18 protein-coding genes are annotated in these 21,743 nt (G+C 75.6%); 8 read left to right on the top strand and 10 right to left on the bottom strand.

Translation table 11 applies throughout. The features are described 5' to 3' along the window. Position 1 precedes the first annotated feature (1 nt). Positions 2–1,720 (bottom strand): sensor histidine kinase, encoded by a 1,719-nt coding sequence (locus GR130_RS25110; protein ID WP_159506814.1) that lies wholly within the window; start codon positions 1,718–1,720, stop codon positions 2–4. A 172-nt stretch (positions 1,721–1,892) separates the two neighbouring features. Between GR130_RS25110 and GR130_RS25105 the strand changes: the two genes are divergently transcribed. Beyond that, positions 1,893–2,759, top strand: a complete 867-nt coding sequence (locus GR130_RS25105; RefSeq protein WP_159506813.1) for a universal stress protein — start codon at positions 1,893–1,895, stop codon at positions 2,757–2,759. A gap of 23 nt (positions 2,760–2,782) precedes the next feature. On the opposite strand, the gene GR130_RS25100 is transcribed toward GR130_RS25105, so the two are convergent. The 3 genes from GR130_RS25100 to GR130_RS25090 form a co-directional block, all read right to left on the bottom strand. Further along, entirely contained in the window at positions 2,783–4,144 is a 1,362-nt protein-coding gene (locus GR130_RS25100; protein WP_159506812.1) for a nicotinate phosphoribosyltransferase, read from the bottom strand. A gap of 39 nt (positions 4,145–4,183) precedes the next feature. Beyond that, the gene (locus tag GR130_RS25095) at positions 4,184–4,483 is read right to left on the bottom strand and encodes a DUF1876 domain-containing protein (RefSeq protein ID WP_159506811.1); all 300 of its coding nucleotides are present in this window, start codon (positions 4,481–4,483) and stop codon (positions 4,184–4,186) included. 114 nt (positions 4,484–4,597) lie between these two features. Beyond that, complete coding sequence (locus GR130_RS25090; RefSeq protein ID WP_159506810.1) at positions 4,598–5,467, bottom strand: universal stress protein; 870 nt, start codon at positions 5,465–5,467, stop codon at positions 4,598–4,600. Between the two features lie 216 nt (positions 5,468–5,683). Between GR130_RS25090 and GR130_RS25085 the strand changes: the two genes are divergently transcribed. Both GR130_RS25085 and GR130_RS25080 read left to right on the top strand, forming a co-directional pair. Further along, entirely contained in the window at positions 5,684–6,850 is a 1,167-nt protein-coding gene (locus tag GR130_RS25085) for an exonuclease SbcCD subunit D (protein WP_159506809.1), read from the top strand. Continuing rightward, complete coding sequence (locus GR130_RS25080; RefSeq protein ID WP_159506808.1) at positions 6,847–9,975, top strand: AAA family ATPase; 3,129 nt, start codon at positions 6,847–6,849, stop codon at positions 9,973–9,975. Before GR130_RS25085 ends, GR130_RS25080 begins: the two co-directional genes overlap by 4 nt. Before the next feature lie 24 nt (positions 9,976–9,999). Here GR130_RS25080 and GR130_RS25075 read toward each other — a convergent pair whose 3' ends face one another. Then, the gene (locus GR130_RS25075; RefSeq protein WP_159506807.1) at positions 10,000–10,446 is read right to left on the bottom strand and encodes an Lrp/AsnC family transcriptional regulator; all 447 of its coding nucleotides are present in this window, start codon (positions 10,444–10,446) and stop codon (positions 10,000–10,002) included. Between the two features lie 94 nt (positions 10,447–10,540). Here GR130_RS25075 and GR130_RS25070 point away from each other — a divergent pair, with 94 nt between their 5' ends. Then, entirely contained in the window at positions 10,541–11,032 is a 492-nt protein-coding gene (locus GR130_RS25070; RefSeq protein ID WP_159506806.1) for a rhodanese-like domain-containing protein, read from the top strand. A gap of 111 nt (positions 11,033–11,143) precedes the next feature. Here GR130_RS25070 and GR130_RS25065 read toward each other — a convergent pair whose 3' ends face one another. Together GR130_RS25065 and GR130_RS25060 are read right to left on the bottom strand one after the other, a co-directional pair. Continuing rightward, positions 11,144–12,838, bottom strand: coding sequence for a DUF885 domain-containing protein (locus tag GR130_RS25065; RefSeq protein ID WP_159506805.1), 1,695 nt, complete (start codon positions 12,836–12,838; stop codon positions 11,144–11,146). A gap of 148 nt (positions 12,839–12,986) precedes the next feature. Further along, the gene (locus GR130_RS25060; protein WP_159506804.1) at positions 12,987–14,381 is read right to left on the bottom strand and encodes a GNAT family N-acetyltransferase; all 1,395 of its coding nucleotides are present in this window, start codon (positions 14,379–14,381) and stop codon (positions 12,987–12,989) included. A gap of 579 nt (positions 14,382–14,960) precedes the next feature. Between GR130_RS25060 and GR130_RS25055 the strand changes: the two genes are divergently transcribed. Further along, entirely contained in the window at positions 14,961–15,374 is a 414-nt protein-coding gene (locus GR130_RS25055; RefSeq protein ID WP_159506803.1) for a VOC family protein, read from the top strand. 24 nt (positions 15,375–15,398) lie between these two features. On the opposite strand, the gene pdxR is transcribed toward GR130_RS25055, so the two are convergent. Next, the gene (gene pdxR, locus GR130_RS25050; protein WP_201304987.1) at positions 15,399–16,847 is read right to left on the bottom strand and encodes a MocR-like pyridoxine biosynthesis transcription factor PdxR; all 1,449 of its coding nucleotides are present in this window, start codon (positions 16,845–16,847) and stop codon (positions 15,399–15,401) included. 117 nt (positions 16,848–16,964) lie between these two features. Between pdxR and GR130_RS25045 the strand changes: the two genes are divergently transcribed. Together GR130_RS25045 and sigJ are read left to right on the top strand one after the other, a co-directional pair. Then, the gene (locus tag GR130_RS25045) at positions 16,965–17,984 is read left to right on the top strand and encodes a DMT family transporter (RefSeq protein WP_159506801.1); all 1,020 of its coding nucleotides are present in this window, start codon (positions 16,965–16,967) and stop codon (positions 17,982–17,984) included. Next, complete coding sequence (gene sigJ, locus GR130_RS25040; RefSeq protein ID WP_159506800.1) at positions 17,978–18,877, top strand: RNA polymerase sigma factor SigJ; 900 nt, start codon at positions 17,978–17,980, stop codon at positions 18,875–18,877. Before GR130_RS25045 ends, sigJ begins: the two co-directional genes overlap by 7 nt. Positions 18,878–18,895: 18 nt before the next feature. Here sigJ and GR130_RS25035 read toward each other — a convergent pair whose 3' ends face one another. Next, a complete protein-coding gene (locus tag GR130_RS25035) occupies positions 18,896–19,570 on the bottom strand; it encodes an aspartate/glutamate racemase family protein (protein ID WP_159506799.1) in 675 nt (224 codons plus the stop codon). A 200-nt stretch (positions 19,571–19,770) separates the two neighbouring features. On the opposite strand from GR130_RS25035, the gene GR130_RS25030 reads away from it, so the two are divergent. Beyond that, the gene (locus GR130_RS25030) at positions 19,771–20,511 is read left to right on the top strand and encodes a GntR family transcriptional regulator (RefSeq protein ID WP_159506798.1); all 741 of its coding nucleotides are present in this window, start codon (positions 19,771–19,773) and stop codon (positions 20,509–20,511) included. A 72-nt stretch (positions 20,512–20,583) separates the two neighbouring features. Here the strand turns inward: GR130_RS25030 and GR130_RS25025 are convergent, their stop codons facing one another. Further along, positions 20,584–21,741: an ROK family transcriptional regulator gene (locus GR130_RS25025; RefSeq protein WP_159506797.1), complete on the bottom strand. Its 1,158-nt coding sequence runs from the start codon at positions 21,739–21,741 to the stop codon at positions 20,584–20,586. Positions 21,742–21,743 lie beyond the last annotated feature (2 nt).

Genomic DNA, 21,743 nt, shown 5'->3' with positions numbered 1-21,743 from the left:
CTCACCCCGTGGGCAGCGGCACCCGCCACACCACCCGGGTCCCGCCGGCCGCCGGCGTCTCCACCACCAGCTCTCCGCCCACGCTCTCGGCCCGCTTGGCCAGGTTCGCGAGCCCGCTGCGCCGGCCGCCCCGGGGCATGCCCACGCCGTTGTCGGTGACCGACAGGGTCAGCGTGCCGCCGCGCACGGTCAGCGAGACGCCCACCGAGGTCGCCCGGGCGTGCCGTGCGGCGTTGCTCAGCGCCTCGCCGAGCACCGCCGGCACATGGTCGGCGATCTCCGGCGGTACATCGGTGTCGATCAGGCCCTCCATGTGGAGCGCGGGGGTAAAGCCCAGCGGGCGGGCGGCCTGTTCCACGGCGGTGACCGTGCGCACCCGCAGCCCGTGGCCCGCCCGGCCCGCATCGCGGGCGCGCAGCCCGAAGATGGTGGAACGGATGATCTTGATCGTCTCGTCCAGGTCGTCCACCGCGCGCAGCAGTCGCGCGCCCGCCTCCGGATGGTCCACGAACCGCACCACGCTCTGCAGCGTCATCCCCGTGGCGAACAGCCGCTGGATGGCCAGATCGTGCAGATCGCGGGCGATCCGGTCGCGGTCCCCCAGCAGCGCCAACTGCTCGGCGGCGGCCCGCTGTTCGGACAGCTCCATCGCCAGCGCCGCCTGCCCGGCGAACGTCAGCAGCGGCGCCGTCTCCGGCTCGGTGAACGGGGCACCGCCGTGCAGCCGGGCCAGCATCAGCACACCCCGCACCCGCTCCCCGGTGATCATCGGAACCGCGACCGCGGGCCCCAGACCGGCCCAGCGCGGCGGACCCGCCGTGATCCTCGGGTCGTGCTCGATGTCCAGGCTGATCAGCGGCTTGCCGGCGGCGAACGCGGTCCCGGCGAACGAGCCCTCCAGGGGCAGCACCAGCCCCCGGTGGTCATCGGCGTCGACGCCGGACGCCAGCACCATCCGCAGCTCACCGGGCGCGTCCGGCAGCGCCAGGACACCGAGGTCGGCGTCGAGGATCCGCAGCGCATGGCCGACGATCAGGTGCAGCACATGCATCTCGTCCGCCCCCGGCATCAGGCTCGCCACGATCTCGCCGTTCGCCTCCAGCAGCCGTTGACGGTACCGGGCCTCCTCGTAGAGCCGGGCGTTCTCGATGGCCACCCCCGCCGCCACCGCGAACGCGGACAGCACCGTCTCGTCCTCGGCGCCGAACGGGCCGCCGCCCCGCTTCTCGGTCAGGTAGAGATTGCCGAACACCTCGTCGCCGACCCGGATCGGCACCCCCAGGAAGCTGTGCATCGCGGGGTGGTGCGGGGGGAATCCGTACGACGCGGGGTGCGCGGAGATCTCCGCCAGCCGCAGCGGCCTGGGGTGCCGGATCAGCTCGCCGAGAATGCCGTGCCCGGCTGGCAACTGGCCGATGGCGCGCTCCTGTTCGGCACCGACCCCCACCGGCAGGAACTGCGAGAGCCGGGTGCCCTCCCCGACCACGCCCAGCGCGCCGTACTCGGCGTCCACGACCAGCATCGCCGCCTCGACGATCCGGCGCAGCACCTGCGACAGGTCCAGCCCCCGGCCCACCGACAGCACGGCCTCCAGCAGCAGGTGCACCGACTCACCGCTGCCGCGGTGCACCGCGTCCAGCTGCGCCTGGAGGTCCTCCGGCAGGGCCGCCAGCCGTCGCCGCGCCGCACCGCTCCGGTCGTTCTCCCGCTCGCCCACCATGCCTCCGCCGTGGCCGGCACCACGTGGCCGAGACCACAGCTCCACGGTAGCCGCCGACCGGCACCTGGGGCGCAACGAGAGCCGAGCGGCCCTCCTCCCGGACGCCCCGCCGTGCGAAGGTGGCAGCAGGAGCACACCGCGGCGGCACGAGCGACAGAAGGCGGTGGGGACCATGGAGCTCCCGCTGGTCGTAGGGGTGGACGGATCGGAATCCGGACTGCGGGCACTCGACTGGGCGGTGGACGAGGCGGCACTCCACGGGCTGCCGCTGCGCCTGGTGTACGCCTCCCGGTGGGAGCGCTACGAAGGCGTGGCACCCGCCGAGGGAGCCCCCGCCGAGCAGCTCATCGCCGACGCCATCGTCGGATCGGCCGCCGACCGCGCGGGCCGCCGCAACCCCGCCGTCGAGGTCACCGTCCAGGTGCTGGCCGACGACCCGGTCGCCGCCCTGCTGCGCGAGGCCCCCTACGCCACGGCCGTCGTCCTCGGCTCCAAAGGGCGCGGCGAATTCGTCGATCTGCTGCTGGGATCGGTCAGCCTCTCGGTCGCCGCCCGCGCCACACACCCCGTCGTCGTGGTCCGTGGCGACAAGGCCGGGCTGGCGGGCACCCACGACCGCGTCCTGCTCGGCGTCGGCGACACCGCCAGGGGATCCCCGGCCGTCCAGTTCGCCTTCCGCGAGGCGGAGGCCCGCGGCTGTGTCCTGGACGCGGTCCGCGCCTGGCGCTGCCCCGCGTACGAGACCGCCGACCGCGCGGAGCGCCCGGCCGGACCGGAGCACCATTACGAGCAGCAGGCGTCCGCACTGGTCGACGAGGCGCTGGAGCCGGCGGCCGTCGACCACCCGTCGGTGCAGCTGCGCCGCACCACCGTCGAGGGCCCGGCGCACAAGGTGCTGGTCCGCCGCTCGGCCGCCGCCGACCTGCTGGTCGTCGGGGCCCGGCACCGGCACGGCCACTTCGGGCTCCAACTCGGCCGGGTGGGGCACGCCGCGCTGCACCACGCCGCCTGCCCGGTGGCGGTGGTCCCGCACGGCTGAGGCCGGCCCGGCGCGGCCGGGCGTCAGGCGTAGTGCCCGTACGGCGCCAGCACCGCCCGCTCGATCCGCCGCCGGACGTCCTCGGCCAGGGCGGCCAGCGGCGCGGACACCGACGCCGCCGCCGGCACCGGCGACCGGATGGCGCGGGCCGCCGCCGGCAGATCCGCGACATCCGCCGCCAGCCGCTGCCGGGCGTCCGCCAGCGGCGTACGCGGCGCACAGCGCACCCCGTCGCGCATCAGTGTGTCCAGCAGGGGCACCGTTCCCGCGGGCGGCAGTTCGTCGGCCAGCCCGATCACATCGCGGCAGCCGCGCCCCCGGAACACCTGCTTGCGGCCCGGGGCGGTCACCTTCGACGACGACAGCTTCATCACCGGCCGCCCGTCGTAGGCGACGAGCTTGTACGCCGAATCCACGAACGGCGCGTCGGCGCTGACCCCGATCCGGGTGCCCACCGCGTACACGTCGATCGGCGCCCCCGCGCTCACCAGGTCGTGCACCGCGAACTCGTCCAGCCCGCCGCTCGCCACGATCCGCACCTGCGGCAGCTCCGCCCGGTCCAGCATCGCCCGCGCCCGCACCGCCAGCGCCCCCAGATCGCCGCTGTCCAGCCGGATCGCCGCCCCCTCGGCGCGGTCCAGGGCGTGCAGCACCCGGGCCGCCGCCGCCACGCCGGACTCGGTGTCGTAGGTGTCCACCAGGAACGTCACCGGCCCGGGGTGGGTGCGCGCGAACGCGGTGAACGCCGTCTCCTCGTCCTCGAACGCCTCGACGAACGAGTGCGCCATGGTGCCGACCGCCGGCAGCCGCTCGGCATACGCCGCCGCCACGTTGCTGGTCCCCGCGAAACCGGCCATCGCCGACAGCCGGGCCGCCTGGTACCCCGCCTGTGCCCCGTGCGTCCGCCGCAGCGAGAAATCCACCACGGCCCGCCCCCGCGCGGCCAGGACGCAGCGCGCGCACTTGGTGGCGACGGCCGTCTGGTGGCTGATCTGGTTCAGCACGAAGGTCTCGACCAACTGCGCCTGCGGCAGCGGCGCGGTGACCTCCAGCAGCGGCTCACCGGCCAGCACCACCCGGCCCTCGGGCACCGCCCGCACCTCGCCCCGGAAGCGCAGGCCGAGCAGCGGCACCAGCTCCCCGACCGGCCGCCGCAGCGTCTCGGCGAACACCTCGATGTCCTCCGTCCCGATCCGGAACCGCGAGAGGAAGTCGAGCACCGACTCCACCCCGGCGGCGATCAGGAACCCCCGGTCGGGGGGCAGCTCACGGACGAAGCAGCTGAACGTGGCCGGCTGCTCCATCCGCTCCCGCAGATACGAGAGCGCCATGGTCACTTCGTACAGGTCGGTCGTCGTCACACCGGCCGTCGTCGCATCCGGCACGGTCGACTCCTTCCCCGGCCGGGGCCCCTCCCGCGGGCCCTAGGCCAGCTCGCTCGTCCAGCCGTAGGCGGTGCGCCGCTCGTGCCCCGGGGGCGCCGCGCCGACGCCCGCCAGATCGTGGTCCGCCAGCCGGATCAGCTGCCCGGCCAGGTCCTTCATCGCCCGCCCGGCGGCCAGTTCGTCCCCGATCACCGGTACGTCCTGGTCCTCGGGGTTGCACCGGGCCCGTCCGTGCCCGGTCAGCGACTGGGTTCCGGTGTCCAGCTCCACCCGCGCGCTGGTCGTCCCGTCCTCCTCGGTGAGAAAGAGCCGGACGGGCCACTCGGCGGTCCTTGCCATGACACACCTCCGCGGTGTCCTGCGGGCCGCGCCGTCCGACCGGCCCGTACCCCCATTGTCGGAGCAACCCGCCGAAGACGGCGCGCGCACGCCCGCCGGGCACCGCGGACCGGCTCACTCGTGCGGCACCACCGCCACCGGGCACGGCGCGTGGTGCACCGCCGCCTGGACGATGTGGCCGATCCGCGGCGCCGGGAACCGCAGCTTGTGCCGGCGGCCCACGGCCAGCAGCGCCACGCCGGCGGTGTCCCGCAGCAGCGCCTGCGCCGGGCTCTGCATCTCCACCCGGGCGTCCACCGGCACCTCCGGGAACTTCTCCCGCCACGGCCCGAGCGCCGCCTCCAGTTCCCGCCGGGCGTCCCGGGCCGCCTGCTCCGCGGCGACCGGCTCCACCCCACCGCCCCGGTTGTACGCGTACGAGGGCAGATGCCGGCCGTGCACCGCGCGCAGCGTGACGCCCCGGCGGGCGGCGCTCTCGAACGCGAACGCCAGCAGCGCCTCGCACGGCTCGTGCAGGCCCAGCCCGACCATCACCGGGGCATCCGGCGGTTGCGCCCCGGGGTCCTGTGCGGCCCGGACGAGCACCATGGGCGTGTCGGTGTGCGCCACCACCTGGAGCCCGACCTCGCCCAGGACGTAACGGGCCATCGCGCCCACGTCCCGGGAGCCCAGCACCAGAAGGTCGGACCGGCCGGCGGCGTCCTTGAGAGCCGCCAGGGGGTCCTCGGGGACCAGGGCCTCGTCCACCGGCAGGTCCGGATGGCGGGCCCGGACCGCCTCGTGGGCGTCGCGCACCATCCGGTGCGCCCAGTAGTTCTGGTCCGCCTCCCCGGCCGGCCCGGGCACCGGCTCCGGGGCGAGCAGCACCCAGGCGTGCAGCAACCGCAGCCGCGCCCGCCGCAGCTCGGCCTCCCGCGCCGCCCAGAGGACGGCGGCCGATGCCTCGGGCGTCCCGTCCACTCCGACGGTGACGACGTCCTTCATGACCTCACCTCGCTCCGTTCTCGCTCGCGGGCGAACGCATCGCGCCACTCCTCAAGTGTCCGCCGGATCGGTGTCCGGGGTGGCAGGATGAGGCCGGTGACCGGACGGGGCACCGGCCCGGATAGCCTGGTCGGCCGCCGGTCAGCGGGACACAAGCGCCGGTCGGCGGGGTTCGGGAGGGGCGTAGGTGCGGTTCATGGGGGGCGGAGCGGCCGGGTGAGATTCCTGCACACCTCGGACTGGCATCTGGGGCGGTCCTTCCACCGCGTGAGCATGCTCTCCGCCCAGCGCGCGTTCCTCGACCACCTCGTCGCCACCGTCCGCGACCGGGAGGCCGACGCGGTCCTGGTCGCGGGCGACGTCTACGACCGCGCGGTACCGCCGCTGGCCGCCGTCGGGCTCTTCGACGACGCCCTGCACCGGCTCGCCGCCCTGGGCGTGCCCACCGTCATGATCTCCGGCAACCACGACTCGGCCCGCCGGCTGGGCGTCGGCTCCGGACTGCTGCGGCAGGCCGGCGTCCACCTGCGCACCGACCCGGCGGCCTGCGGCACCCCCGTCCTCCTCGACGACGCGCACGGCCCGGTCGCCCTCTACGGACTGCCGTATCTCGAACCGGCCATGGTGCGCGACACCCTCGGCGCACCGCGCGCCGATCACGCCGCGGTCCTCGGCGCCGCCATGGACCGGGTCCGCGACGACCTGGCCGCCCGGCCCGGCGGGACGCGCTCCGTGGTGCTCGCGCACGCCTTCGTCACCGGGGGCACCGCCAGCGACAGCGAGCGGGACATCACCGTCGGCGGGGTCGCGTCCGTCCCGGCCGCCGTGTTCGACGGCGTCGACTACGCGGCCCTGGGCCATCTGCACGGCTGCCAGACCCTCACCGAGCGGGTCCGCTACTCCGGATCGCCGCTCGCCTACTCCTTCTCCGAGGCCGCGCACCGCAAGTCGTCCTGGCTCGTCGACCTCGACGCGGACGGCAGCGTGCACGCCGAGCGGGTGGACTGCCCGGTGCCGCGACCGCTGGCCCGTATCCGCGGACCGCTGGAACAGCTGCTGGACGACCCGGCGCTGGCCCGGCACGAGGACTCCTGGGTGGAGGCGACGCTCACCGACGCCTCCCGGCCGCACGACCCCATGGCCCGGCTGGCCCAGCGCTTCCCGCACACCCTGAGCCTGGTCTTCGACCCGGACGAGGGCCCGGCCCGGTCCACGGCCTCGTACGCCCAGCGGCTGCGCGGCCGGAGCGACCAGGAGATCGCCGAGGACTTCGTGGCACACGTCCGGTCCGGGCGCGCCGCCGACGACGCGGAGCGGGCCGAACTGCGGTCCGCCATCGACGAGGTACGGGCCGCCGACGCGGTGGCGGAGGTGGCGCGATGAGGCTGCACCGGCTGACCGTCACCGCGTTCGGGCCGTTCGGCGGCGCCCAGACCGTCGACTTCGACCGGCTCGCCCGCGACGGCCTCTTCCTGCTGCACGGGCCGACCGGCGCGGGCAAGACCTCGGTCCTGGACGCGGTCTGCTTCGCGCTGTACGGGTCGGTGCCCGGGGCGCGCCAGAGCGGCCAGGCCCTGCGCAGCGATCTGGCCGACCCCTCCACCCTGACCGAGGTCGTCCTCGAACTCACCGTGGCCGAACGCCGGTTGGAGATCACCCGGCTGCCCGAGCAGCCCCGCCCCAAGAAGCGCGGCAGCGGTACGACGAAGGAGAAGGCGCAGAGCCGGCTGCGCGAGTTCGTCCCCGCGGGGCCGGCCGCCGACGGCGTGCCGGCCGGCGAGTGGCGGCCGCTCAGCCGCTCGCACCAGGAGATCGGCGAGGAGATCCAGCAGCTGCTCGGCATGAGCAAGGAGCAGTTCTGCCAGGTGGTGCTGCTGCCCCAGGGCGACTTCGCGCGCTTCCTGCGGGCGGACGCGGAGGCGCGGGCCCGGCTGCTGGGGCGGCTCTTCGACACCGGGCGGTTCGCCGCGCTCGAAGAGGAGCTGACGGCGCGCCGCAGGGCCGCGGCCGACCAGGTGGCGACCGGGGACGACCGGCTGCTGGCGCTGGCCCACCGGATGGCGCAGGCGGCCGGGTCCGCCCCGGATCTCGACGACCCGTCAGTGCCCGCTCTGGCAAAGGCGGTTGTGCCGGTACAGGCGGGAGCGAACCGGCGCGGCGGACGGGCGGCGGCCACCGCACCCGCCGAGGCGACCGCCGCTGCCGCCGCGCCCGGTCCCGGCGAGCCCGGATTCGCCGGGGCGGTGCTGGCCCGCGCCGCGGTCGCCCGGGCGAGCGCCCGCGAGCGCCGGGAGATCGCCGCGTCCGCGGTCCACGCCGCCGAGACGGCGGAGCGGTCGGCCGCCGCACGGCTGGAGGAGACCCTGGAACGGGACCGGCTCCAGCGCCGGCACGCCGACGCCCGCCGCCGCGCCGCCGAACTGGCCGCCGGCGCGGGCGCGGGCGACCGCCTGCGGGAACGGCTGGAGCGGGCCCGCGCCGCCGCGGGCGTGGCACCCGTCCTCGCGCTGCGCGAGGACGCCTGGCAGGAGCTGGCCGCCGCCCAGCGCGCCGAACGGCAGCACCGTGCCCCGCTGCCGCCCGACCTCGCGGACGCCGAGGGCGACCGACTCGCCGCGCTGGAACGGACGTTGCGGGCCGATCTGGGAGCGCTCGCGGCGGCGCGCCGGGCCGAGCGGCGGGCCGCCGACCTCGGCCGGGAGCGCGCCACCCTCGACCGCGAGGCGCACGCCGACGAGCAGACGCTGCTGGACGCCGCCCAGTGGCTCGCCGAATGGGGCGCCGCGCGCCGGGCACACCAGCGGCGGATCGAGACCGCACAGGAGTCCGCCGGCCGCGCGGAACAGCTCGGCGACCGGATCGCCCCGGCCGCTGAACGGCTGGACGCGGCCCGCCGGCGCGACCGTCTCACCGGCGAACTAGGGGACGCGGAAGCGGAGTTGCTGACCGCCCGGGAGCGTTCGGCGAAGGCTCAGGAGCACTGGCTGGAGCTCAAGGAGCTGCGGCTGCGTGGGATCGCCGCCGAACTGGCCGCCCAGCTGGAAGACGGCCTGGCGTGCGCGGTGTGCGGCGCGACCGAGCACCCGGACCCGGCCCGGGCCGGCGCCGGCCATGTCGACCGGGCCGCCGAGGAGGCCGCACAGGAGGCCCACCGCCGCGCCGAGGAGACCCGGCAGCGGGCGGAGGGGCACCGCCAGTCCGTCAAGGAGGCGCTGGCCGCCGCCGGCGCCGCGGCCGGCGACGGCCCCACCGCCGAACTCGCCGGCCACGTCGAGCAGTTGCGGGCCGACTTCGCCCGCGCCCAGGCCGCCGGAGCCGATCTGCACGGCGCCCGCGAGGCGCTGGCGCGCGCCGAGCGGGAGTACGAGCGGCGCCGCGACGCGCAGCAGCAGGCCGAGCGCCGGGCCGCCGCCCGTACCTCCCACCGTGAGGCCCTGGACCGCGAACGGGCCGCGCTGGAGGAGGAGTTGGCCGAGGCGCGAGGCGACTGCGGCAGCGTCGCCGAGCGGGCCGAGCGGCTGGAGCGGCGGATCGCGCTGCTCGCCGCCGCGGCCGAGGCGTCCCGTACGGCAGCCGGCTGCGCCCAGCGTCTGAAGGAGGCCGACGCACAGCTCTCCGACGCCGCCTACCGCGCCGGGTTCGGTACTCCGGAGGCGGCGGCCGAGGCCCTGCTGCCGGACGCCGAACGACGGGCCGTGCAGCGGGAGTTGGACGACCGGCAGGCCGCAGCGGCGGCCGTGGCGGCCGAGCTGGACCGGCCGGAACTCGCCTCCGCCGCGGCCCTGCCGCCCGCCGACCCGGACGCCGCCCGCACCGCGCACCGCGCCGCGGCGGAGCGGCTGCGGACCGCCGCCGCCGGCCTGGCCGCGGCCCGGGAACGCTGCACCGCCCTCGACCGGCTCTCCACCGACGCCGAGGACGACGCCCGCCGCCTGGCCCCGCTGCGCGCCGCGTACGACCGGATCGCCCGCCTCGCCTCGCTCACCTCCGGCACCTCCAGCGAGAACGCACGGCGGATGCGCCTGGAGTCGTATGTGCTGGCCGCCCGCCTGGAGCAGGTCGCCGCCGCGGCCACCGCCCGGCTGCGCCGGATGTCCGGCGGCCGGTACACCCTCGTCCACTCCGACGAACGGGCCGGCGGCGCCCGGCGCTCCGGCCTCGGCCTGCACGTCATCGACGCCTGGACCGGCCAGGAGCGGGACACCGCCAGCCTCTCCGGCGGCGAGACCTTCTTCGCGTCGCTCGCCCTGGCCCTCGGCCTCGCCGATGTCGTCACCGACGAGGCGGGCGGCACCCGGCTGGACACCCTCTTCATCGACGAGGGCTTCGGCAGCCTCGACGAACAGACCCTCGACGAGGTCCTCGACGTCCTCGACGCGCTCCGCGAACGCGACCGCAGCGTCGGCATCGTCAGCCACGTCGCGGACCTCAAGGCGCGCATCCCGTCCCAGCTGGAGGTGGTCAAGGACCGCGCCGGTTCGACGGTCCGCCATCGGGTGCCGGGCTGACCGGGGCCCGGCAGCGGGGCCGGATCAGCGGCTGACGGGACGCCGGGGGAGCGGCGAGGAGTAGACCACGCTCGTGGTCACCGAGCCCAGCGCACCGATGCGTCCCGACACCTCCTCCAGATGCCTCATCGACCGCGCGGCGACCTTGATCACAAAGCAGTCGTCGCCCGTGACGTGATGCGCCTCCAGGATCTCCGGTGTGGTCTCCAGCAGATCGTGGAACGGCTTGTAGTTCCCGTTCGGGTAGCGGAGCCGGACGAAGGCCAGCACCGGCAGCCCGATCCGCTCGGGGTCGATCACCGCCGCGTACCCCGATATCACCCCGGCCTCCTCCATCCGCCGGACCCGTTCGGTGACCGCGCTCGCGGACATGTTCACCGCGCGCGCCAGCTCGGCGTAGCCCGCGCGGCCGTGCTGCTGGAGGACGTCGAGGATGCGCCAGTCGGTGGCGTCGGGGGAATAACCGGTCATCCCCGCTGTCTAGCAGTGGAATCCCCGGTACATCAAGGTTCCTGCCGCTGATCATCCCTTCGCGGGCCGAGCGGCCGACCGTAGATTTTCGGCCATGACCACCTCCACCCCGCGGCCCCTGGCCGCCGTCGGCCCGGTGCTGGCCGTGCCGCCCGCCGAACCCGCCGACGCCGCCGCGTACTTCGCCGCCCGCCTCGCCTTCCACACCGACGTCGCCGACGTCCACGCCGCGCTCGCCCCCGGCGCCCCCGGCTTCGTCCTCGTCGACTGCCGTAGCGCCGCGGCCTGGGACCAGGGCCATGTCCCCGGCGCCGTGCACCTCCCCACGGCCCGTGTTCCGCAGGACGCGCCCGGGCTGCTGGACCCGGCCGTCCCGGTCGTCGTCCACTGCTGGGGCCCCGGCTGCGACGGCGCCACCCGGGCCGCCCTCGCCCTGGCCCGCCTCGGCTACCGCGTCAAGGAGATGCTCGGCGGCATCGAGTACTGGATCCGCGAGGGCTACGAGGTCACGACCCGGCAGGGGCCGCGGCAGCGCCCGGCCGACCCGCTCACCGCGCCGGTCGGCGACGGGGAGTGCGGCTGCTGAGGCCGGGGCGCCGGCCTACCTGCCACTCGTGCTCGCGGGACGTGCCCCGGTCCTTGACGACGAGGGCCCGGCGCCGCCCCGACACGGTGAACGGAGCGGCGGCCGGTCCGGTCAGAGCGCCGACAGCTCGCTCAGCAGGTCGTCCAGGCCCAGCGAGCCCTGCGACAGCGCCGCCATGTGCCAGGACTTGAGGTCGAAGTCCGCACCGTGCCGGGCGCGGGCGGCCTCGCGGCCCTGGAGCCAGACGCGTTCGCCGAGCTTGTAGCCGATCGCCTGGCCCGCCATGCCCTGGTAGCGGACGATCTCGCTCTCGACGAAGTCCGCCGGGCGGCTGCAGTGGCCGGCCAGGAACGTGTGCGCCAGCTCCGGGGTCCAGCGCTCGCCCGGGTGGAAGGGGGAGTCGGCCGGGATCTCCAGCTCCAGGTGCATGCCGATGTCGATGATGACGCGGATCGCCCGCATCATCTGCGCGTCCAGATAGCCCAGCCGCCGCTCGGCGTTGGTCAGGAAGCCCAGTTCGTCCATCAGGCGCTCGGCGTACAGCGCCCAGCCCTCCGCGTTGGCGCTGACGATGCCGACGGTGGTCTGGTAGCGCGAGAGCGCGTCCGCGACGTGCACCCACTGCGCCAGCTGGAGGTGATGGCCGGGCACGCCCTCGTGGTACCAGGTGGAGACCAGGTCGTACGCCGGGAAGCGGGTCTCGCCCATCGTCGGGAGCCAGGTGCGGCCGGGGCGGGAGAAGTCCAGCGACGGCTGGGTGTAGTACGGGGCGGCGGCGCTGCCCGGCGGGGCGATCCGCGACTCCACCCGGCGGACCCGCTCGGCGAGTTCGAAGTGGGTGCCGTCCAGCGCGTCGATGGCCTCGTCCATCAGCGACTGGAGCCACTGCCGGGTCTCCTCGACGCCCTCGACCGCCTCGCCGTGCTCGTCGCACCAGGACAGCGCCTCCCACGGCGTCTTGGCGCCGGGCAGGACCTTCTCGGCCTCGGCCTCCATCTCGGCCAGCAGCCGGTGGAACTCCGACCAGCCGTATGCGTACGCCTCCTCCGGGTCGAGGTCGGCGCCGTTGTAGTAACGGGCGAGCCGGGCGTACCGTTCCCGGCCCACGACGTCCGGGGCGCCCTCGATGGCCGGGGCGTAGTCGTCCCGGAACCAGTCGCGCAGCTCCACCAGGGCCCCGGTGGCCAGGTCCGCCGCCGCGGCCAGCTCGGCGCGCAGCGACTCCGGCCCGGGGGCGGTGAACTCGGCGAACCAGCTGCGGTCGGTGCCGATCCACTCGCCCAACTGGCCGATGACGGTGGTGACCTGGAGCGGACCGGCGGGGAGGTCCTGCCGGAGGCCGGCTTCGAGGGAGGCGCGGTAGCCCGCCAGCGCGGCCGGTACGGCGCGCAGCCGTCGGGCGATCGCCGCCCAGTCCTCGTCGGTCTCGGTGGGGGTGACGGTGAAGACCTCGCGCATGTGGTGCAGCGGCGAGCTGAGGTTGCTGACCGTGCGCAGCCCCTCGCCCGCGTCGTGGACCGCGAGTTCCGCGGTCAGCCGCTCGCGCAGCAGCCGGGCGCAGATCTTCTCGGCGGGGGTGTCCGCGCCCGGACGGGCCTCGGCCTCGGCGAGTCGCTCCAGCGTCGTACGGGCGAGCCGCGCCACCGCTTCCTGGCCCTCGGGGGAGAAGTCGGGGAGCTTGTCGGAGCTCTCGGCGACGCCGAGGAAGGTGCCGGTGATCGGATCCAGGTCGACGAGGGCGTCGACATAGGCGTCGGCGACCTGGCGGGGCAGTGGACCGCCCGTGGGAGTAGTGGTGTTGGACATGACGGCCATCCTCGTACGGATGGGCCCGCCGCGTCACCATCATTCCGGTGGACGTTCCTGTCGCGTCCGGCGCCGCGGTCCAACGGATCGGGCCGGACGCAGGGGACCGCCGGGGCGCGGACGGTTGCCCCGGCGGCTGGCCACGTGATCAGCCGTGCCGGGAGCCGTCCCGGACGCGGAGTTCCTCGCGGGCTTCCCGGCGCGCGGGGACGCCCGCCGGGCGGGCGGTGATGACCAGGGTGCCCTCCTCTATCTGGTAGTCGAGGGGCAGGCCCAGTCCGCGCATCGCCGTCACCATGCCGGTGTTGGATGCCTGGGTGATGGCGTAGACGCTCTCGCAGCCGGTCTCGGCGGCCATCGCGACCAGCCGGCGGAGGAGTTCGGCGCCGATGCCGCGCTGCTGCCAGGCGTCCTCGACCAGCAGCGCCACCTCGGTCTCGTCGCCGTCCCACAGGAGGTGGCCCAGTGCCACCAGCCGGCCGGACGCGGTCTCCGCGGCCAGGGTGCGGCCGAAGCGCGGGCTGAGCAGATGGTCCAGATAGCGTTCGGCGTCGCCGACCGGGCCGTGGTAGCGCAGCGCGAGGGTCTGTGCCGAGCAGCGGTCGTGCATCTCCCGGGCGGCGGCCAGATCCGCGGTGCCGGCGCGGCGGACCGTGATCGCGTTGCCCTCGGGCAGCGTCAGCACCTCGCGCCGCGGGGGCACCCGCTGGCCGAGCCGGGAGTCCAGCTCTACCAGCGCGCGTACCCGGGCGAACTCGGTGGGTGTGAACGGCAACTGCGGCCTTTCGATGGTGAGCGAACCCCCGGAGGGATCGCGGAACTTCATGGTGTGGTCCTCCAGCACGCCCTCGGCGGGCACCTCCTCGGCGAGGGGCTGACCGGTCAGCGACCGGGCGGGCACCGAGCGGATCGTGCAGCGACCGAGCAACTGCCGGAGAGCGAGCGGGAGTTCGGCGGAATCGAGGGCCGTGCGGGTGGCCAGGCCGAGCATCCGGGTCGGCGCGTCGACCAGGTCGTGGGTATCGGCCCGCTCCAGCCAGCTGTGCGAGCCGCCGGCGCCGGCCACCGTACGCGTCAGGTCCGCGGGCGGCAGACCGGCCGGCGCGCGCAGCAGGAACTCGTCCACCGTCCCGTCGGACAGCGGATGGGTCTGGAGGCTGAGTATGTCCACCCGGCGCTCGGCCAGCGCGGTGCACAGCGCAGCCAGGCTGCCCGGCTCGTCCCGGACCGTGGTCCGCATCCGCCACAGCGCCGTCTCCTGGCCGCCGGCCTCGGGTGCCGGTGCGGCGGACGGTGCGGTGGCGCCGGTATCGGCCGGTGGTGGGGCGTGCTCACGACGGCGTGACCACCAGATGTGGAAGCCGGTCGTGGCGAGCAGCGCGAGGGCCGCGGCGCCCAGCATCACCGGGCCGGACGGGCCGTGCGCGACCATGTCGGCCACGACGTCGGCCACCGCCACGGCAGTGAACAGGGCGGCCAGCTCGACGGCGTCCCGGCGCCAGTGATGGCGCCGGGCGGAACGGGCAGAGGTTGCTTCAGTCATGCAGACAGCCTTGCCGACAGGTGTTGCCTGGTCGCCAACACATTGTGTCGTACGGGTAAAAGACGCAATCGACACATTGGCCTCTACTGCCCTACCCGTCCCGGTTGCGGTGTTTTCGTGAACAGTGTCTCTCCGACCTCCTGACGCAGCCGCACCGCCAGCTCCCCGCTTCCCCCGCCGATACCGATCTCGCCGAAGTGCTGCGGGTCCTTCGCGCGGGACTCGGTCGCCGCGGTTCGGACCACCCTCCGCACCGGCCGGTCGGACCTCGCCGAAGGAGCGCCCACCGCCCCGGTCCGCTGCCTCGGTCCGCCGCCGGGCCGGTCCGTCATCTTCCCGCCTCCATGGTGTCGTTCGCGCTCCGTACACCCCGTTCGTATCGCCATCCGGTGCCGCGCAGCCGAACTCCCGGTGAACAGCAGCCCCGTGGCCCCGGAACCGGGACCAGGCCGGGCCAGGACCAGGACCAGGACCAGGACCAGGGTCGCAAGACCGGCGGACGATCGCCAGGAGGACGCCGGAGCGCTTACGGTCCTGATACGCGCCGCCGCACGGCGGCCCCATGGAAGGTGACACCGCATGCCGGCCAACGGTTCCGCCCATATCCGTATCGCCCGCCCGTCCCGCGACCTGACGGCCGCCGACCGCTTCTGGCGCACCGGTCTGGGCCTGACCGAGCTGTTCCGCCACACCTCCGGGGCGGGCGAGCACTCCCTCCTGATGCTCGGCTGGCCGGACGCCTCCTGGCACCTGGAGCTGACCCTCGACCCCTCCGGCGCGCTCCAACCGGCCCCCACACCGGACGACTTGCTGGTCGTCTACCTGGGCGAACCGGTGCCCGACAGCCTGGTCGCCCGCCTCGAACACTGCGGCGGCAAGCGGGTGCCGGCCCACAACTCCTACTGGGACGAGTGGGGCACGACGATCGAGGACCCGGACGGCTACCGGCTGGTGCTCTGCGAGCGGGACTGGAGCAACTCCGCGAACCGGTGATCCGGCCGGCGCCGCCGCTCTGCCTCAGGCCGTGCCGAGGCCGCCCAGCAGCGCCACCCCGCGGGCGATCTCCGACGGCGTCAGATGCGCATAGCCCAGGACCAGCCGCACCCGGCCGTCCCGCCCGGCGGCCGGCTCGCGCCGCCCGGCCCACTCGTAGTCCGCCAGCGGGCGCAGCCCCAGCCCCGCGCGCCGGGCCAGCCCGAGGAACGCCGCCTCGGGCCCACAGCGCGCCGGCAGCGTGACGATGGCGTGCAGACCGGCGGCGATCCCGGTGACCACCGCACCGGGGCAGTGCACGGCCAGCGCCGCGGTCAGCGCGTCCCGGCGCTCCCGGTAGGCCCGCTGGCAGCGCCGCAGTTGGCGGTCGTAGTCGCCGCGCGCGACGAGATCGGCCAGCAGCGCCTGGTCCAGCACGGGATTGCCCAGATCCAGCAGCCGCTTCCGGGCCACCACCCCGTCCAGCAGCCGCGCCGGCACCACCAGCCACCCCAGCCGCAGCCCCGGAGCCAGCGACTTGCTCACCGACCCGGTGTACGCCACCCGGTCCGGATCCAGGCCCTGCAACGCGCCGACCGGCGCCCTGTCGTACCGGAAGTCGCCGTCGTAGTCGTCCTCGACGATCAGCCCGTCGACCGCCCGCGCCCAGCGCAGCAGCGCCGACCGGCGGGCCGCCGACACGGCCGTCCCGGTGGGGAACTGATGCGACGGGGTCAGCACCGCGGTCCGCGCGCCGGACGCCGCCAGCACCGCCGGGTCGGGGCCCTCGCCGTCCAGCGGGAGCGGCACGGACTCCAGTCCGGCCGCCGCGAACAGCGCCCGGTGGTCGGGGCTCCCCGGTTCCTCGACGGCCACCGTCCGCTGCCCCGCCCCGTGGAGCGTGAACCCCAGCAGCGTCATCGCCTGCGCCACCCCGGAGCACACCACCACCCGCCCCGGATCGGCCACCACCCCGCGCCGGCGGGACAGCAACCGGGCGATCTCCCCGCGCAGTTCGGGCAGCCCGCGCGGGTCCGGATAGCCGAGCGCCCGGTGCGGCAGGCGGGACACCGCCCTGCGGTGCGCGGCGGACCAGGCGGCCCGGGGGAAGAGCGAGAGGTCCGGCGTCCCCGGGGTGAAGTCGACGTCCGGCACGCTCTCTTGGGGCGCGGGCCCGGCCGCCACCGGCACCTCGCCGCGCACCGCCCCGCCCACCCACGTCCCCGCGCCGCGCCGGCTGCGCAGATAGCCCTCGGCCGTCAACTGCTCGTACGCCTCGGTCACCAGGCCCCGCGACACCCCCAGGTCGGCGGCGAGCGCCCGGCCCGACGGCAGCCGCGTCCCGGTCGCCAGCCGGCCCGAGCGCACCGCGTCCCGCAGCGCCTCCTGGAGCAATCGGCCGCGCTGCCGGGGCGGCGCCGCCGCGGTCGGCAGCAGCAACTCCCAGGCGGCGGCCCACACGGCGCCGCCCGGCGGCTCGCTCTCGTACGGCACGGGCCCGATCCTCTCCGCCACCGGCACCCCGGCGGCCCCCGGCCCACGAAGTGGTCCTCCATGACGCTCCCGAAGTGGACCTTAAGACGGACCGCCCGCCTGCCTACGGTCCGTCTCATGGACCGGACCCACCACCGCGGCGCGCTGCTCGCCGCCGTCGCCTGCTTCCTCGTAGGCGGCTCGTTCACCGCCAACAGCCTGCTCGGCAGTTACCCGTACGCGGGCGGCCAGGCCCTCCGCTACGGTCTCGCCGCCGCCGTCCTGCTCGCCCTCCTCGGCCGCCGCGGCACCGCACCGCTGCGCTCCCTGACGCTCCGCCAGTGGGTGCGCCTCGCGCTGCTCGCCGCCATCGGGATGCTCGGATTCAACCTGGCCGTGCTCGCGGCCGAGCGCACCGCGGAACCGGCCGTGCCCGGCGTGTTCGTCGGCTGCGCACCGGTCGTGGTCGCGGTCCTGGTTCCCGCGCTGGCCGGCCGCCGCCCGCGCCCCGCCGTGGTGCGCGGCGCCCTGCTGGTCGCCGCCGGGGCCTTCGCCGTCCAGGGGTGGGGCCGCACCGACGGCCCGGGCATCGGCTACTCGGCGGCGGCGCTGTGCGGCGAGGTCGGCTTCGCGGTGCTGGCGGTCCCGCTGGTGGCGCCGCTCGGCCCGCGCCTCCTCTCCGCGGCGGTCTGCGCACTCGCCGCCCTCGAAGCGGCGGTCCTCGGCCCGGCGGCCCAAGGGGCGCACTGGCTGCGGCTGCCGGACGCGGTGGAGGCGGCGGCGCTCGGCTGGCAGGCCGTCGTCGTCACCGTCGTCGGCTTCGTCTGCTGGTACGCCGGCATCCAGCGGATCGGCGCCGAACGCGCCACCCTCTTCTCCGGCCTGATCCCGGTCTTCGCCGCGCTCACCGCCCCGTTGGCGGGCACCGGCGGCTACGGCCTCGCGCAGCTGGGCGGCAGCCTCCTGGTCGGCGCCGGGGTCGTACTCGGCTCGGGGCTGCTCCCCCGGGGGCGCGGCGGCGACGGGAGCGGCCGGGGCGGCCCGCGGGAAGCGGATGGGGAACGGGCGGCTCCGGAGCGGCCGGCCCGGGCAGCGGCGGGCGAGCACGGTTCGGGCTGGACATCGCGGCGGCGGCCCGCTGATATGGGTGGGTGCTGACCGATCCCGCGACCGACGCCGCCGAAGTCTTCGAAGCCCACCGCCCGTTGCTGCACGGCGTGGCCTACCGCATGCTCGGCCGGGTCGCCGACGCCGAGGACGTGGTGCAGGACGCCTGGCTGCGCTGGTCGGACGCCGACCGGACCGCGGTGCGCGAACCGCGCGCCTATCTCGTGCGGATCACCACCCGCCTGGCCATCGACCGCCTCCGGCAGGTCCGCTCCCGCCGCGAGTCCTACGTGGGTCCCTGGCTTCCCGAACCGCTCGCCACCGACGTCCTGGTGCCCGGCGGCACCGCGCCCGACACCGCCGAGCGTGCCGTCTTCGCCGAGTCCGTCACGTTCGCCGTTCTCGTCGTCATGGAGTCGCTCTCCCCCCTGGAGCGCGCCGTGTTCGTCCTCCGGGAGGCGTTCGGCTACCCGTACGCGGAGATCGCCACCGTCCTGGAGCGCAGCGAGGCGGCGGTGCGCCAACTGGCCGGCCGGGCCCGGCGGCACGTGGCGGACGGCACCCCGCGGTTCGAGGTCGACCCGGACCGGCAGCGCGAGCTGACCGAGCGCTTCCTGGCCGCCGCCACCGGGGACGACCTGGCGGGTCTGCTGGGCCTGCTCGCGGCGGACGCGCGGCTGGTCGGCGACAGCGGCGGCAAGGCCAAGGCGCCACTGCGGATCATCGAATCCGCCGACAAGGTCGCACGGTTCCTCCTCGGCGTCGCCGGCGGCCTGCCGCCCGCCCCGGGGCTCGCCTTCCGCGAACTCAACGGCGGCCTGGCGCTGTTGATCCACTACGGCGGCAGGGTGGACACCGTTCTCCAACTCGGCGTCCAGGACGGCAGGATCCAGACGATCTACCTCATCCGCAACCCGGACAAGCTGGCCTCGCTGACGCCCTGAACGGGCCCGGGACGGCCCCTACGCGTACGCGGGGCCGCCGGCGAGCCGCGCGGCGGCCCGCAGGCCGGGCCGCGGGCTCGACAGCACCACGGGCCCGCCGCCGGCCGCCCCGTCCGCCGCCAGCCGGTCCGCCACCGCCGCGATCGACACCTGTGCCAGGACGATCGCGTCGGTGTCCCCGGCGTCCCGCACCCGGCGCGCCGCGGCGGCGACCGCCGCCAGACAGTCCTCCATGTCCCCCGCCTCGAACCGGTCCATGGCACCCGGTACGAACTCCGCCCGTATCCGCACCGCGCGCCCGGCCCGGTCGGCCTCGGCGGCGATCAGCTCCGCCGTGGGCGCGAGCGTGCTCTCCACGGTGGCCAGGATCGTGACGCGGGTGCCGGCGGCGACCGCCGCCGCGGCCATCGGCCGGTCCACCCGCAGCACCGGCGGGCCCAGCGCGGCTCCGGCCGCCTCCGCGACCGCACCGATCGTCGAGCAGGTGCACAGCAGCGCCGCCGCCCCGTCGCCCGCCGCGCCGGCGACCGCTTCGGCGACCTCCTCCGCCACCGCGTCGGGCCCCGACTCCCGCGCCTTCGCCAGGAGTTCGGGCCGTACGAGATGCCGCAGCGGGAGGCCGGGGGCGTCCTCGTCGCGCAGCGCGTCGAAAACCGGGACATGGACGGGCGAGGTGTGCAGGAGCGTGAGCATGCACCTGAGCCTAGGGCCTCGGCCTCGGTGACGGCGCCGCCCCGGCGGCGGTGCGGGTGAAGGCCGTGTGGCCGCGTCGAAACGGTTGGTGGATTGGTCTTGACCAAGGGTGGGGGCGGTCATATCGTCGGGATACTGCAACAACCTTTAATAAAGAAGCGCTCGAAATCCGGCCCGCTTGCGGGCCCGTGTCCATGGGGGTGGGGAACACGCAGCTCGAAACGGCTCCGGAGCCCAAGTACTGGCATCTCAAGACCGTGCTCAGCGAGGCGCTGGACTCGGAGTTCTCGGTCGGCGAGATCCTTCCCAACGAGCGGGACCTGGCCGCGCGGTTCGGTGTCGCACGGGCCACCCTCCGGCAGGCGCTCGAACAGCTGGAGCTGGAAGGCAGACTGCAGCGCCGCCGCGGCGTGGGCACCACCGTCGCGCCCCCACGCGTCGGCGTCGCCGTCGACCCCGCCCGCCACACCTGGCCCGGCTCCGCCGGCGACGACTGGCAGCCGGTCGACGCCGTCGAGACCGACACGGTGCCCGCCGCGGTGGCCCGCCTCCTGGAGACGGCCCCCGGCGCTCCGGTCCACGTGGTCCGCCGCAACCGCGTCTCGGTCGGCCGGCCGGTCGCCGCCGAGCTGCTCTACGTACCCTCCGAAGTACTCCCCGGCTGCGCCGAGTTGACCCTGGGACCGGCGCGTGCCCGTGCGGTGCTGGCGGAACTCCAGACACTGGAGCTGGACGGCCACGACCGCACCGTCGAGCTCGGCTCGGCCCGCGCCGAGGACGCCCGGCTGCTGGACCGGCTGCCCGGCGCGCCGGTCCTCGTCGTCACCACCCGCTATGTCTCCGGGGGCCGTACCGCCGCCGTCGCGGTCTCCACGTACCGGGCCGACACCTGCCGGCTGACGTTCGGGGAGAGCGAGACGGAGCCGCTGCTCGCGGGCTGACCGGCCCGCCGCGCCGCCGGGCCCGCACCGGACGCACCTCCGGCGCGGGCCCGCCCCGTGCGCTCCCGCGCCTCACCGGCGGCCCGTCACCGTCCCCTCCACCGCGAAGAGTTCGCCCTCGGCGTGGTCCAGCGCCAGCCGCAGCGCCCCGGTGGCGATGGCCGCCTCACCCAGCCGGGACAGCGCGACCTCCGGCGGACGCAGGCAGTAGCGCGCCAACTCCCGGCGCAGTGGCTCCAACACGCCCGCCAGCCCGGCGGCCCAGCCGCCGATCACCACCAGCTCCGGATCGAGTGCCAGCACCAGCGCGGCCACGTCGTGGACCAGCCGCCGGATGAACCGCTCCACCGCCTCCCGCGCCCGGACGTCGCCGTCCCTGGCCGCCGCGAACACCGCCGCCACCTGTGCCTCGTCCAGCGGGTGCAGCGGTTCCCCGGTCGTCGACAGCAGCTTCTCCGGCGTCGCCTCGCGGCCCAGCAGGTGCAGCGCGCCGATCTCCCCGGCCGCTCCGCCGAAGCCGCGGTGCAGCCGCCCGCCGATCAGCGAACCGGCTCCCGGGCTCAGCCCCGCCAGAACGAAGACGACGTCGTCCGAACCGGTCGCCGCGCCCTGCCAGTGCTCGGCCACCGCCGCCGCGTTGGCGTCGTTCTCCACCAGCACCGGGCAGCGGAACGACCGCCGCAGCCGCTCGCCCAGCGGGAGCCCCGTCCAGCCGGGCAGCGCGGTGCAGAGCCGCACGGTGCCGTCCGCCTCCACGATTCCCGGTCCGGCCACCCCGACCGCCCGCAGCGAACTGCGTGCCACGCCCGTCCGGCGCAGCAGATCGGCCACCACGGCCCGTACCCGCTCCAGCCGCTCGTCCGCCGGCGCGGTCTCCGCCACCGGGCGCTGCGCGGAGTCCAGCACCTGTCCGCTCAGATCGGACAGCAGCGCCGCGACCCGATGGGACCCGATCTCGATGCCCAGCAGATGCCCGGCCTCGGTACGGAACCGGAAGCGGCGGGCCGGCCGCCCCTGGCGCCGGGTCTCGCTCTCCTCGGCCGCCGCCTCGGCCACCAGCCCGGTCTCGACGAGCCCCTCGATCACGCCCTCGACCGTCGGCCGGGACAGACCGGTCACCTGGACGAGATCGGTGAGCGTGGGGGAGTCCGCGGCCCGCAGTGCGTGCAGCACCACCGCGGAGTTGATCCGTCGCAGCAGGGAGGGGTCCCCGCCGGTGAGCCGACCCAACG

Origin of the sequence: Streptomyces sp. GS7 (assembly GCF_009834125.1) — a bacterium.
Classification (GTDB): domain Bacteria; phylum Actinomycetota; class Actinomycetes; order Streptomycetales; family Streptomycetaceae; genus Streptomyces.
Note: the sequence above shows the minus strand (reverse complement) of the source record. Positions and strands in the feature narration are given on the sequence as shown.

What these genes read in the sequence shown, in the direction of transcription:
- GR130_RS25035 (WP_159506799.1), bottom strand. Translation starts at nt 19,570, where the DNA reads ATGCTCACGCTCCTGCACACCTCGCCCGTCCATGTCCCGGTTTTCGAC.
- GR130_RS25055 (WP_159506803.1), top strand. Translation starts at nt 14,961, where the DNA reads ATGCCGGCCAACGGTTCCGCCCATATCCGTATCGCCCGCCCGTCCCGC.
- GR130_RS25105 (WP_159506813.1), top strand. Translation starts at nt 1,893, where the DNA reads ATGGAGCTCCCGCTGGTCGTAGGGGTGGACGGATCGGAATCCGGACTG.
- GR130_RS25095 (WP_159506811.1), bottom strand. Translation starts at nt 4,483, where the DNA reads ATGGCAAGGACCGCCGAGTGGCCCGTCCGGCTCTTTCTCACCGAGGAG.
- GR130_RS25070 (WP_159506806.1), top strand. Translation starts at nt 10,541, where the DNA reads ATGACCACCTCCACCCCGCGGCCCCTGGCCGCCGTCGGCCCGGTGCTG.
- GR130_RS25080 (WP_159506808.1), top strand. Translation starts at nt 6,847, where the DNA reads ATGAGGCTGCACCGGCTGACCGTCACCGCGTTCGGGCCGTTCGGCGGC.
- GR130_RS25045 (WP_159506801.1), top strand. Translation starts at nt 16,965, where the DNA reads ATGGACCGGACCCACCACCGCGGCGCGCTGCTCGCCGCCGTCGCCTGC.
- GR130_RS25060 (WP_159506804.1), bottom strand. Translation starts at nt 14,381, where the DNA reads ATGACTGAAGCAACCTCTGCCCGTTCCGCCCGGCGCCATCACTGGCGC.
- GR130_RS25075 (WP_159506807.1), bottom strand. Translation starts at nt 10,446, where the DNA reads ATGACCGGTTATTCCCCCGACGCCACCGACTGGCGCATCCTCGACGTC.
- GR130_RS25065 (WP_159506805.1), bottom strand. Translation starts at nt 12,838, where the DNA reads ATGTCCAACACCACTACTCCCACGGGCGGTCCACTGCCCCGCCAGGTC.
- GR130_RS25110 (WP_159506814.1), bottom strand. Translation starts at nt 1,720, where the DNA reads ATGGTGGGCGAGCGGGAGAACGACCGGAGCGGTGCGGCGCGGCGACGG.
- GR130_RS25090 (WP_159506810.1), bottom strand. Translation starts at nt 5,467, where the DNA reads ATGAAGGACGTCGTCACCGTCGGAGTGGACGGGACGCCCGAGGCATCG.